Genomic DNA, 12936 nt, shown 5'->3' on the forward strand with positions numbered 1-12936 from the left:
GATCAACAGACGCTGGAGGCAACTCCCGTCTAATTAAAAGGGGAAATGAACATGATTCAACTCGTACCGGTAACAGCAGAAAATTGGGAAGCTTGTTGTGAGCTGACGCTGACAGCAGAACAGCAGGACTTCATGGAAGCGAATGTCTATTCGATCGCGCAAGCGAAGTTCGAACCAAGCCTTGTCCTTCGGGCGATTATGATGGACGATACGGTTGTTGGTTTTGTGATGTACAACACGGAACTAGAAGAACTCGACGGTTACTGGATATACCGCATCATGATTGATCAGGCGCAGCAAGGGAACGGTATCGGGCGATTAGCGATGCAAGCCCTGATTGAAGAGATGCGAATGTTACCTGCAGCGAAACGAATCGTCGTCGGCTATCGACCGGATAATCAGGCGGCGCACAGTCTGTATGCGAGTCTCGGCTTCATCGACCACGGGGACCGATTCGGTCGGGAAATGGCAGTACGATTAGACATTTGAAGGATGGAAGGACTCTTGAAACGCAAGAGTCCTTTTCTTTTGGATATTTTTTGAAACTTTTTGTGACTCGTCATGCTCTAATAAGTAAAGGGAGGGAACACGATGGACTTACGAAACGAGCACACGACACTTGTCCGCCGTGCGATGAAGCACGATGAAGCGGCGTTCGAGCAATTGGTGCTCCTACATAGCGAACAACTCTACCGAACAGCATATCTTTATGTGAAGAACGAACACGATGCCTTAGACGTCGTACAAGAGACAGTTTATAAAGCGTTCATCTCGATCGAACAAGTGAAGGAACCGAAACATTTCGTGACGTGGATCACGAAAATTCTGATCCGTAATTGTTACCGCGCGTTGGAAAAACAACAACCAACAGATGATATCTTACTTCATGTTCCGGTACAGGAAGACCGATCGCGAGACGAACACCTCGATCTCGTGCACGCGTTATCGCATCTGCGAAAAGAATACCGGGATGTCTTAGTTCTTTTCTATTTTCATGATATTCCGATGAAAGAGATTGCAAGCTTCATCGGGATCACCCTTAATACGGTGAAGACCTATTTAAAACGAGGACGCGAAGAGTTAAAAATACAGTTAGGAGGAATGGATTATGGCACAGCACGATCTACAAAATGACTACGAAAAAATTCCCGTACCGACGAACGCGTTACAAGATCGAATTCGTCAAGGAATTACGCAAGGCGTAGCGGAACGACAACACGTACGTCCGCGCCGGAAACAATACGTAGCTATTGCCGGTCTTGCAGCATCGTTGTTCGTAACGACATTCATCGTCCCACCGTTTGCTTCCGCGATGTCACACGTTCCGTTGATTGGTGGACTGTATCGTCCCTTTACAGAACAGGGGACAGTCGGAACTGAAATCGAGAAGAAACAGCTCGCAACAACAATTGATCAGACGGTAACCGATCAAGGCATTACGATCAAGGTCGTCGACGCCTACTATGATGGTACGACGATCGGGATGAACCTGACGGCAACTGGTGTACCAGACGTCAACGAAACGAAACGAGCTGCTTTTTATGAAGTGTTCAAAGGGGATAAACGATTCGAAGGTACTGAAAATCAAGAACTGGCACATTTCAAACAGGACGGTAAGGTATGGAAAGCACGAATCGAATATGATGTCGGCTTACAGAAATTAAGTGATTCCATGCAGGTGCCACTCGTGATTTCGGAAATGTTTGGTCTAGACGGAAACTGGCAATTCGAGGTTCCGGTCAAACGATTGCAAGCGATTGAACAGACGTTTAATACGACGGTGAAGAATCCTGATTATGCAGTTGATGTCACATTGAAACAGATGACAAAAGGACAGGCAAGTACGACGTTTGATTATACGGCGGTTTATCCGAAGTCATATGATTACCGAATCATATTTTCATTGTTTGATGATAGTGGGAAAGAAGTCATTCACAATTGGTCAGAAAGTACAGCCTTAGTAAGCCATACGAATACTTCATCCGAGCGAACCGATACGTCACGGCTTAGTCTAGGCAACTATGTGATTCCGAGTGGGGCATACACATTGCATCCTCAATTAAGCATTACACCTAAAACAACGTTTATTCCATTGACGACATCGTTACCTTACGCGGAGCAGAATCCAACACATCCGTTAAAAATGACGACACAAAACATTAAGATTACGGACTCTCAAGTAATCGTCGATTTTGAAACGAATGCAGTCGAAATGTTATCAAACATTAAATTGGATGCAGTGAGAAGCATGTTCTTGATTCAAGGAAACGAACCACCGGATGGGCGTGAAATCAAACCACACATCACGGTACGAGATGCGAACCAAAAGCAATTCCGAGCAACGTTTACGTTATCAGCTTCACAAATGGCATCCATTGACGAATTTTATCTGGAGACAGGTTACTCGAATATCATGACGAACACACCAATCGACTTGAAACCGATTCTGTTCACCGTCGATTAAACAGGAGACTCCTGACATGCTGTCGAACTAGAATCAGCATGTGAGCAACAAAGGAGTCTGATGAAATGGAAATACGTCAAATGACAGCGGAAGATTACCCAGAAGTCGTTCGGATCTACGAACAAGGAATAAAGACGGAGAACGCGACGTTTCGCACGGAAGCATTACCGTACGAAGAATGGACGAGGCATCACCATGAACACAGTCGTCTCGTTGCGATTGAAGGCGAGCAACTGCTCGGCTGGGTTGCGTTGAGTCCATTTTCTTCGATTCCAGCATACGCTGGTGTCGCTGAAATCAGTCTTTATATTGCAGAAGAAGCACGCGGTAAAGGTGTCGGCACTCGCTTGATGGAAGACGTCATTGCAACAAGTGAAGCAGCAGGCATCTGGACCCTGCAATCGCAAGTCTTTCCGGAAAATCATGCGAGTCTGCGCCTTCATGAACGTTTTAATTTTCGCGAAGTTGGTCGCCGGGAGCGAATTGGTCGGCTCGGAGGCAGATGGCGCGATACGGTATTGCTCGAGCGACGCAGCACATATCTCTAAAATTCGGCAAGTGGACGCAATGTTCCCTTGCCTTCTTTGTGTTGAAAGCAAGGGATAACGGGAAAAGACAGACAGCAAAAGAAGGGGAGGGATCACGATGGATGATTTTTTTGGTGAGGGACTTGAGACCAATCAACAAAAGCGGAAACGCAAACTGGAGGAAATCTTTGATCAGTCGTTTGAATCGGAGCGCCGGGATTTTAATCAATCGTTGGAGCAGGACGTGACGGTTGCTCTGATCGGAGATGTCAATGCGGGAAAATCCTCGACCTTGAACGCAATTCTTGGTCGCGAAGTCGCAACGGTCGGAGCACGCCCAGGTGAAACGGTCCGCATCGATCAAGTAAGGCAACATCCGGAAGATAAAGTCATCTTTGTCGATACACCGGGACTAAATGATGCCAATACACAGAACTCGGAAGCGACATGGACGTATTATCAAAGTGCCGATGTCATCCTTTATTTTTTAAATGCGGCAGGTACTGTCTTGTCTGAGACAGAGACGAAGAATTTCCAGAAAATCTATCAACATAACCAAAATGTCTTGATCGTTGTCACGAAGATGGATGCGACGGATGATGTCGACACGATCGTTCGCCATATTGCAGAAAAACTACCAGGACCAAAAATCATTCCCGTATCAGCACGAGAAGGAACGAATATTGATCGGCTCCGCCGGGAGGTCCTCGATATCTTAAAAAAGTTCGACAAGGATAATGTGTTCGTTCGCCAGATGGATCCGACCGTTCGCGGGAAGATCGCCAACAATTGGATCGTGGGTGCCGGAACAGCTGCTGGTGCGATCGGTGCTGTCCCGTTTCCAGGAGCTGATATCATTCCGTTGACTTCAATTCAAATCGGCTTGATGCTCAAGTTATCAAATCTGTATGAACGGCAGTTATCCAAGGAGAGTGCCAAAGAGTTGCTTGTCGTGACAATCGTCGGAAACTCCGGAAAGACGGCTTTTCGACAAATAGCGAAACTGGTTCCGGGATATGGTGCCGTCATTGCTGCGGGAGTCGCTTCGACCGCCACCCTTGCACTCGGATACGGAACGAAATATGTCTATGAGAATAAGCTCGAATTAACACCGGAACAACTAATGGGGTTCGTCAAACGATTCCGAAAGAAGGCGGAGGAGTCGTCAGAAGAGACAAACGAGTAATCTCCTTGCTATTCCATACAGCAATGAAGGGGGAGAACATATGACACGACTACTCGAAGAAATCAAACAATATCAATCGAAATTCCGACAAAAGGCACCTGCTGAGAAACAACGGTTGATGGCGGAAGCGACAGCTGAACTGGCTGCTTCTGGAGTCGTACAAGGTCTAGGTGTCGGTGACACAATCCCACACTTTACATTACCCAATGTATCTGGAGAACCAGTCGCAATCGAGACATTACTCGAGCAAGGTCCTGTTATCTTAACGTTCTACCGGGGTGGCTGGTGTCCGTACTGCAATCTCGAGCTTCGCGCGTACGAACGGTAAATCGACCGAATCCGCGCTCAAAGAGCGACTGTCATTGCAATTAGTCCGGAGACAGCTGATTTTGCTGAGCAAACGGCGAATAAGAATGCGTTAAGTTTCCCTGTCTTAAGTGACGTTGATTTACATGTATCCCGTCAATTTGATTTGGTGTTCGACTTGCCAGATTATTTGATTGAGATTTACAAAGCATCGGGACTTGATGTAGCGAAGCACAATGGAAATGAGGATTGGCAGTTACCGAAACCGGCGACGTTTATCATTGATACGAATGGTGTGATTCGTTTCGTAGAAGTGCCGTCCGATTATACGAAACGCGTTGATCCAGAACACATCCTCCAAAACCTTGAACAGAATAAAAAGTATGAAGATTGACTTAAACGGTCTGGCTTCTCTCTACTTGTTGGGAGAAGTCAGACCGTTTGAAGTTTCCCTTTATTTTGTATCAAGAAGTACTCGTCTCAGCCATTCTTGAAATTTGAGATCAGTCTGTTGCCAATCCATTGCCCGTGCAAAATGATGAGCGGAGATGCGAATGGCTTCGTACTCCTCTGGATCTCGGAAGCAAGCTCGCATTTCGGCAGCGAGTGCACCAGGTGTTTTGTTTTTAGCCATGTAGCCTGTCATGCCGTACTGAACGGCGTCTCGTACACCAGGAGCATCATATACGATGGATGGTGTTCCGACCGCCGCCGCTTCAATAATAGAAAAACCTACGCCTTCACGTATGGAAGGGAAAAGGAGAGCGGTGGCACGACTCATCATGCGGCGCGTTTCTGTTTCAGTGACTGAATCGTAATATGTGATAGCATCCTTCACTTCTTTAGGAAGGGGAAGTGTAAGGTATTGCAAAAGATGAGAGCTGTTACGAATACCAATCAGCCAGAGGCGTGTCTCAGGAAACTCACGTTGGACCATGAGGAATGCCCCAATCGTATCTTGAAGTTCTTTTTCGTTCAGACGGTTGATATATAGAAAGGTTGGAACATGTTCTTTTAACTCCCATTCCTGTTCAGACCACGGGGAAAAGGAAAGTCCTGGCGGCAACATCGTGATATGACTGTTAGTAAAACCAGCACTTTGTAGTTCATCTACAACAGAGGGGCTGACAGTCAAGGCATGACTATCTTTATACCAGCTTAACCGTCGAGTCTCTGTCCATTCGCCAAGCTTTGAAAAAGGAAAAACAAGTGTCGTCGACCAACGCTCACGAATCAATTGATAAAGAAATAAAGTTCGTTTATGACGTGGAACATAAAGTGGTGTGAAGAAATGAAACCCATTCAAATGATCCAGAACTAAATCAATCGTTTTAGCATAAGACCAGTAATAATAAAGTGCATATGGAATAAGAGAAGCTGTCGTACCATAACGGAGGTAAGTGATACCATCTCGATACTCCGTCGGTGATCCGCCCTTGAATGAGACAGACAAATGGGTAACTCGGTAGGTAGTACTGACACGCCGCAACATTTCATGAATAAAAGTTTCAGCTTCTCCGGCTTGTGGATGTCGAGCATCACGCCAAGATAAAAAAAGTAGATGAGGTTTCATGTCGTACCTCCTTTGCGTAGAAAAAATTGGATCCGAAAGATCGGTTCTGCTAATAATCTTCTCTAAAGTAGAAGGATATTCCTAGAAAATGCATCAAATCAATAGACTTCTGTTTCATCCATGATGTCCTGAAGCGTTACGTATAAAAGCTTTTGGGTAAAGAACAATAACGAAACGGGTAGGAGGAAAGCGCATGAAATGGAAGGGAAGAGAACGGAGTTCGAACGTCGAGGACCGGCGGGGAATGGGTGGGAAAGGAATCGCCGGTATCGGCGGTGGTGTCGGGATCATCCTGCTGATCGTCATCACTTTGATGGGCGGTAATCCAACTGAACTACTCGGAGACTTAACCGGTGGGGATCAGCAAAATACGACGTATGAGGAAACAGCGCAGGAAAAAGAAGCAGCGGACTTCGTCTCCGTCGTCTTGGCCGATACGGAACGAGTCTGGACGAAAGAATTTAAAGAAGATGGTAAGACCTATAAAAAACCGACACTCGTCTTATATACGGATCAAGTTAGTTCGGCTTGCGGACAAGCAGGGAAGTCCGTCGGTCCCTTTTACTGTCCCGGTGATCAGAAATTATACATTGATTTAAGCTTTTATGATGAACTGCAGACGAAATACGGAGCACCGGGCGATTTTGCGATGGCGTATGTCATTGCGCATGAAGTAGGGCATCATGTCCAGACGTTACTTGGAAAATCGGATGAGATCATGCCACTTCGAAAGCAAATGAGTGAGGAGAAGTTCAATAAATACCTCGTTCGATTCGAGCTACAGGCAGATTATTATGCCGGCGTATGGGCGCATCACGCGCAAGGAGAAAACTTGCTCGAAGAAGGCGATCTTGAAGAAGCGTTGACAGCAGCCAATGCTGTTGGGGACGATACGTTACAAGAGAAAGGACAAGGATATGTCGTACCGGAAAGTTTCACTCACGGCACATCGGCGCAACGAGAGCGTTGGTTCCAAAAAGGCTTTGATAACGGCACGATCGAAGGTGGAGACACATTCAAAGCGAAGAATCTATAAAACGAAGTAAAGACATACCTTTTGAAACATTTTCCAGTCGTTTCCGTAAAGAAGAGAGAAGGATTCAAAGGGGAGTGTCGAAGTTGAAGCACATCAGTCTATTTTTGTTGCTGTATACGGCTGTCGTCGTATTGACGTACATCGTGTCACGATTTGCGCCAAACTTGTTGGTCTACATGGTTTATATCGCGATTGCGTCGTTACTCGTCATCACGGGCTATTTATTGAAACGGCTTGTACTGAAACGTTAAATACCAAAAAGGGGCTGACTCACATGTCGTCCTCTACAAAGATAAGGGTGGCAGAATGATGATCTGCCACCCTTATTTCGTAAAAAAAAGAATGACGCGTCACACGCCACTCCTACAGGAAAAAGCGCATTATGCGCTGCCAGAGACAAATAAGACCCGCTTTCCTGCTTGAATGAAGCAGGAAAACTGGCTTGTGTCTCGCCTGAGGAAAGGGGGTGAAAAGACGCGTCATTCTTTTTTGAGTCAGCCTCTTTCGCTATTTAAAAGCAATCTTATGAACGGAACATCGTCGGATCATCTGGAACGTTCTCCAGGTAAGTGATCCGTCCGTTTTCATCGAGACGTGCGATATCTTTTCCGTCCTGCGTGAAGACGCTACCGTCTGCCCGTTTTCCGCAAACTGCCCAGCGTGTTTCATACGTTCCTGGTGTTGTTTCTTCCCAGCCGGCGTACATGTGCTTAATATCCTGATTCGCCGTGAACACATGACGGACGAATTGTTTCCAGGCGTCGATGCCGTGCTTTGGTTGTCCGTTCAGAACGAACGTGATGTCTGTCGTAAACAAGGAAACGAGATCCTCGAACGCTTGTGCGTCCGTGCGTGACGCGTCGAATAAGTCGAAATAACGATTCAATACCATAGTAAAAACCTCTTTCTGTTCATTAAAAAAGTGTCATCATCCGATCTGTGATTAACGCATGCAACCGTTCTAAATGTTCCGGTGGACAGGAGGTATCGATTGCTTGACGGATCGAGCCGATTGATTCGCGCTTCAACGTCGATTGCCAAGCATCTTCTGCCTCTGTCATCAGATTCGAGAGCAGACCGATCTCCTGTTCCTGAATCCCCATCAAATCTTCAAAGACACCACTTGACGCGTACAATGTCTGTTTGCCCTCAATGGCTTGATAGACATCGAAGATTTGAATTTCTTCTGCCGGACGTCGCAAGCGAAAGCCCCCTTTGACACCAGGTACGGAATACAACAGATCCGCCTGAACGAGTTTTCGTAAGAGCTTTTGGAAATAGGTCGGTGAAGCACCGAGTTGCTGACTAATGAACTCACCGGACAAAACGGCGCGCTCCGGCAGGAAGGTTAAGAGCAACATCGCATAAACGGATTGCTCGACTCCTGTTTTCATTTGCATAGAAAGACTCCTTTCGTTAAACGTGGATAATGTATATCCATAATAGTTCGATGATGAAAAATTGTCGAATGATATGCTCTCACAAAACCGTCACACCTTTTCGACAGCATCTGCATAGCATCCCCGTTCCGGATTCGGTATACTAAATGTACGATATGTGAAAATATTCACTAAAAGTCGTTCACACTTTGTGAAAGGACGTTTGTATATGAATCCATTAAAAGGAATCGTCCAGATTCCACGTAGTATTCTCATTCAATTCATCATTGCGGCTTTCTTAATGGGGGTCGCGGTCGTCGGTCAGTCATACGGCATCGTGTTGACGGTCGATCGCATTTTCCTAAAAGAACAACCGTTTGAAGCCGTCATTCCTTTACTGCTCGTCGTTCTCGGGATGCTGTTGCTCCGAGTCGCTGTGACGTATTGGAACGGTCGTCTCGGTACGACGTTATCGGCACACATGAAGCAGGCGCTTCGGGAAGCACTCGTTGCGAAATATACGAGTCGCTCAGTCGAGATGATGCTACAAGGGCAAGCGGGACAGAAGGTCAGTGTCTTGCTCGATGCAGTAGACGAGATGGACAGCTACTATAGTCAATATTTGCCGAAAGTCGTCCAGACGACGATCGTTCCCTTGATGGTCTTGATTGCGGCATTCAGCTATGACTGGATCACGGGTCTTGTCATGATGATCACGGCGCCGTTCATTCCGTTGTTTTACATCATCATCGGCATCATGACGCAAAAGCGGGCCGATGCTCAACTCGAGAAGATGACGGCATTCTCAGGAACGTTCCTCGATACGTTACAAGGACTGACGACCTTGAAGTTATTCGGTCGCGCGAAACGACAGCGTGACGTCATCGAAAAAAGCAGTCTCGATTTCCGAGATGCGACATTAACGGTCTTGAAGCTCGCCTTCTTGTCGTCATTGATGCTTGAGTTCGTCTCGATGCTCAGCATGGGAATGATTGCACTTGAAGTCAGTCTGCGTTTGATTCTGTTTCAAAGCATCACCTTTATCCCAGCGTTCTTGATGCTCGTGTTGGCACCAGAATACTATCTTGCCTTAAAAGAGATGGGGGCTGCTTTCCACACGGGACGCGGTAGTGTGGCAGCAGCGAAACAAATCGCAGCCGAATTGACGGCAGACGATCGTCCTGTTGCATTCGGTCAATCGGAACTCACGATGAATCGTCCACCACAAATCGTCTTGGATGAAGTCGGCTTTACGTACCAAGAAGGACGTTTTGCCTTGCAAGATATCGGGCTTACGATTGAGCCGTATCAAAAGGTAGCGTTGATCGGTCGCAGTGGGGCCGGTAAATCGACCGTCTTGCAGTTGATTGCCGGACTCGCGAATCCACAAGAAGGACGGATTCTACTCGACGGAACCGAGCGCGGTCAGGTGGAGGAAACAAGCTGGTTCCGTCAGTTGAGCTACATTTCTCAACATCCGTATCTGTATGCCGGAACGCTGGCAGAAAACATCGCGATTGGTGAGCTTCGTCAAGCGACGCCGGAAGAGATTTTCGAAGCGGCGCAGGCGGCAGGGCTCGAGGAGTTGATTGCGACGTTGCCTGAAGGGATCGACACGGTGATCGGAGAAGGTGGACGCGGTCTATCGGGTGGCGAAAAACAGCGTGTTGCGTTAGCACGAGCGTTCTTGAAACGACCGAACGTCGTCGTCTTTGATGAACCGACGACTGGACTTGATGTCAAAACGGAGCGACTGCTCCAACAAGCGATTGAGCAACTCGGACAATCGGCAACGGTCATCACTGTCGCGCACCGTTTGCATACGATTGAACGATCGGATCAAATCGTCGTTCTCGACGGCGGACGAATCGTCGATCGTGGCACCCATGATGAATTGCTTGGTCGCGATTCGGAATATGCGCGGATGCGTAGCGTCCAGAGAGGGGAGGAAACACGATGAAGGAATTATTAGGAGTCTTTCGGTTGATGGTGCATCAAAAACGCGATATCGCCTGGTCGATCTTCTTCGGTGTCCTCGCCGGTGTGACAGCGGTCGGTTTATTCGCAGCAAGTGGTTACCTGATTTCAAAGGCAGCCTTGTTGCCACCGATCCAGACACTCGCCGTCTTGATCGCCCTGCAAAAAGTGTCGAGTCTGACGCGCGCCGTCAGTCGGTATGCGGAACGTTACTATTCGCACCGGGCGACGTTTACGATCCTTAGTGACATCCGAACGTCATTTTACCGTCGTCTCGAGCCGCTTGCGCCAGGGATTTTTGGTAAGTACCGCAGTGGTGACTTACTTGCGCGGATCGTCGGGGATGTCGAGAGTCTACAAAATACGTTCTTACGTGTCCTCTATCCACCGATCGTGTTACTGCTCGTTTTCTTCTGTACGATTTTTTTCGTCAGTTTCTTCTCATGGACGATTGCCGGGATTCTGTTGCTTGGTTTAATTTTGACCGGTTTCTTGATTCCGGGATGGTTCGCGTACCGTGAACAACGCTTCGCCCGTTCAGTCCGTGTTCGACGTGGTGACTTGTCGACAGAAGTGACAGAGTTATTCCAAGGCTATCGTGATTTGAAGATTTACCAACAGCTCGACCAAAAGGAACAGGACTTGAATGCCGTCGCGAAACGGTATGTCGAGGAAGAGAAACGTAATGGTTTACACGCTGTCTCGAACCTGGCCTTAAATACGATGGTGACGTTGATCATCTCTTGGCTTGTCCTCGGTGTGGGTGCCTATCTCGTCGCAAGCGGACAACTCGAGGGAGTTTTCCTCGCTTTACTCGTCATGACATCGCTGACCGTCTTTGAAAATGCGGCACCGATGGCGATCTTACCCGGCTTTTTTGAAGATAGCCGCCATGCTGCGAAACGACTCGATGAAGTCGTGACTGAGCAAGAGGAGCCGACGTACGCTCCGTTCGTCCTCGATCAGGCACCGTCCTTTGAAACGAATGCGCTGACGTTTACGTTTCCTGATGCACCCCGTCCAGTCTTACGTGACGTCACTGTTTCGATTCCGGCTGGTAAGAAGACGGCAATCGTCGGAGCGAGTGGTTCCGGGAAATCCACGTTACTTCAATTGATGTTACGGATGTATCCGACGGACGGATTAACGATTGCTGGACAGGACAGTCAGACGGTTGATCCGGAAGGACTCTGGCAGCACGCGAATGTCGTCCTGCAACAAAATCACTACTTTTATGGAACACTTCGTGATAATCTACTTCTCGCAAACGAAGCAACGACGGACGAAGCGATGCGACAAGCACTCGATGATGTCGGATTAACGACATTCGAGTTGAGTGATCGTGTGTTTGAAAAAGGAGAGAACTTATCCGGAGGAGAAAAACAGCGGCTAGCGATTGCCCGCGTGCTCTTGCGAGAAGCATCGCTTTACTTGCTTGACGAACCGACGTCCTCCGTTGATGCTTTGACGGAACAGATGATTCTCAAGCGACTGTTTGCGCGAGCAATGGACGCGACACTCGTCCTCGTCAGCCACCGCTTAGCGGGTCTTGAAGCGATGGACCAAATCATCGTCATGGATCAGGGTCACGTCATCGAAGTCGGAACGTATGCCGAATTGATGGCACGACAAGGGGCGTTTTATGAGTTAAAACAAGTCGAGCAGTCGGTGTTTGCTCCGATTGGATAAAAAGTATGGAAGGCAATGAATCAAGTAAGGTTCATTGCCTTTTTTATTTACCTTGGAAAAACTGAAAAGACATGACAGTCTACTTCTGAAATGGTAAAGTCTAGAAAAAACGTAGGGGGATTTCATGCATATCACACAATCATCCATCGTCGTCGATCAGACGACCGTTTCATATGATCATTTTCAAATGGGATCCAAACAGGTCTGCTTCTTGATTTCGGGAGCATCGTACGTATACGACCATCCATACTTTTACTACAGTCGAATGGCATTACTCGCGCGAGGCATCGATGTCATCTGCATTCACTATGTGACAGAAGATCTATTTTCAATGTCAGACGCTGAATCAAATGCCTGCATGACGCGCCGGGTTGACTCTGTCGTCTCGGAAGTGCTGACAAAGCATCCATACGAAAACGTTCAGTTTATCGCAAAATCGTTAGGCACGATTCCGCTTGCCGCGTTACTTGCTAAGCCGAGTCTACAGACAGCGCGCTTCGTTTTCTTAACACCCGTCCTAAATGAAGTGGTCGAACAAATCGCCACATCGACGCAAGCTGGACTGATCGTCATTGGCACGGCCGATAAGTTTTATGATGAGGCAGCACTTGAAACGTGTCGGACATCACAATTAATGATCGATGTTATCGAAGGAGCGAATCATTCACTAGACCAAGGATTTGAGGTCGATTCGTCACTTGCAGTTCTCGGACATGTCATTCGTCAGATCGAAGCCAGTCTATTCGAACCGCTACATCAGTAAAAAATCCGTCCAGCAGAGAGGCTGCTGGACGGATTT

The 12936-nt window shown here is 47.5% G+C and carries 13 protein-coding genes and 1 pseudogene; 11 read left to right on the plus strand and 3 right to left on the minus strand.

All coding sequences use genetic code 11. From position 1 onward, the window contains the following. Positions 1–51: 51 nt before the first annotated feature. From VJ374_RS01040 to VJ374_RS01065, 6 genes and pseudogenes are all read left to right on the plus strand, one after another. Complete coding sequence (locus VJ374_RS01040; RefSeq protein ID WP_374120248.1) at positions 52–489, plus strand: GNAT family N-acetyltransferase; 438 nt, start codon at positions 52–54, stop codon at positions 487–489. Between the two features lie 102 nt (positions 490–591). After that, on the plus strand, positions 592–1134 hold the full coding sequence (locus tag VJ374_RS01045; RefSeq protein ID WP_312452036.1) for a sigma-70 family RNA polymerase sigma factor: 543 nt from the start codon (positions 592–594) through the stop codon (positions 1132–1134). Next, on the plus strand, positions 1109–2464 hold the full coding sequence (locus tag VJ374_RS01050) for a DUF4179 domain-containing protein (RefSeq protein ID WP_329469780.1): 1356 nt from the start codon (positions 1109–1111) through the stop codon (positions 2462–2464). The genes VJ374_RS01045 and VJ374_RS01050 overlap by 26 nt, the downstream gene beginning before the upstream one ends. A 65-nt stretch (positions 2465–2529) precedes the next feature. Next, positions 2530–3012 (plus strand): GNAT family N-acetyltransferase, encoded by a 483-nt coding sequence (locus VJ374_RS01055; protein WP_308102257.1) that lies wholly within the window; start codon positions 2530–2532, stop codon positions 3010–3012. Between the two features lie 97 nt (positions 3013–3109). Then, entirely contained in the window at positions 3110–4177 is a 1068-nt protein-coding gene (locus VJ374_RS01060) for a YcjF family protein (protein ID WP_056064534.1), read from the plus strand. 118 nt (positions 4178–4295) lie between these two features. After that, positions 4296–4877, plus strand: a pseudogene (locus VJ374_RS01065) (peroxiredoxin-like family protein). A gap of 60 nt (positions 4878–4937) precedes the next feature. On the opposite strand, the gene VJ374_RS01070 reads toward VJ374_RS01065, so the two are convergent. Beyond that, the gene (locus VJ374_RS01070) at positions 4938–6056 is read right to left on the minus strand and encodes a glycosyltransferase family 4 protein (RefSeq protein ID WP_308102256.1); all 1119 of its coding nucleotides are present in this window, start codon (positions 6054–6056) and stop codon (positions 4938–4940) included. A gap of 193 nt (positions 6057–6249) precedes the next feature. Between VJ374_RS01070 and ypfJ the strand changes: the two genes are divergently transcribed. Both ypfJ and VJ374_RS01080 read left to right on the plus strand, forming a co-directional pair. Further along, positions 6250–7092 carry a KPN_02809 family neutral zinc metallopeptidase gene (ypfJ, locus tag VJ374_RS01075; RefSeq protein WP_056064528.1) on the plus strand — a complete coding sequence of 281 codons (843 nt, stop codon included), beginning with the start codon at positions 6250–6252 and terminating at the stop codon, positions 7090–7092. An 83-nt stretch (positions 7093–7175) separates the two neighbouring features. Then, the gene (locus VJ374_RS01080; protein ID WP_155960196.1) at positions 7176–7343 is read left to right on the plus strand and encodes a hypothetical protein; all 168 of its coding nucleotides are present in this window, start codon (positions 7176–7178) and stop codon (positions 7341–7343) included. Between the two features lie 272 nt (positions 7344–7615). Here the strand turns inward: VJ374_RS01080 and VJ374_RS01085 are convergent, their stop codons facing one another. After that, positions 7616–7984 (minus strand): nuclear transport factor 2 family protein, encoded by a 369-nt coding sequence (locus tag VJ374_RS01085; protein WP_308102255.1) that lies wholly within the window; start codon positions 7982–7984, stop codon positions 7616–7618. Between the two features lie 22 nt (positions 7985–8006). Beyond that, positions 8007–8492, minus strand: a complete 486-nt coding sequence (locus VJ374_RS01090; protein ID WP_308102254.1) for an Rrf2 family transcriptional regulator — start codon at positions 8490–8492, stop codon at positions 8007–8009. 208 nt (positions 8493–8700) lie between these two features. On the opposite strand from VJ374_RS01090, the gene cydD reads away from it, so the two are divergent. From cydD to VJ374_RS01105, 3 genes are all read left to right on the plus strand, one after another. Continuing rightward, positions 8701–10431 (plus strand): thiol reductant ABC exporter subunit CydD, encoded by a 1731-nt coding sequence (gene cydD / locus VJ374_RS01095; RefSeq protein ID WP_308102253.1) that lies wholly within the window; start codon positions 8701–8703, stop codon positions 10429–10431. Further along, positions 10428–12137, plus strand: coding sequence for a thiol reductant ABC exporter subunit CydC (cydC, locus tag VJ374_RS01100; protein WP_308102252.1), 1710 nt, complete (start codon positions 10428–10430; stop codon positions 12135–12137). Before cydD ends, cydC begins: the two co-directional genes overlap by 4 nt. 124 nt (positions 12138–12261) lie before the next feature. Beyond that, positions 12262–12900, plus strand: a complete 639-nt coding sequence (locus VJ374_RS01105; RefSeq protein ID WP_308102251.1) for a cyclase — start codon at positions 12262–12264, stop codon at positions 12898–12900. Positions 12901–12936: the final 36 nt, after the last annotated feature.

This window comes from Exiguobacterium sp. 9-2 (assembly GCF_036287235.1).
Classification (GTDB): Bacteria; Bacillota; Bacilli; order Exiguobacteriales; family Exiguobacteriaceae; genus Exiguobacterium_A.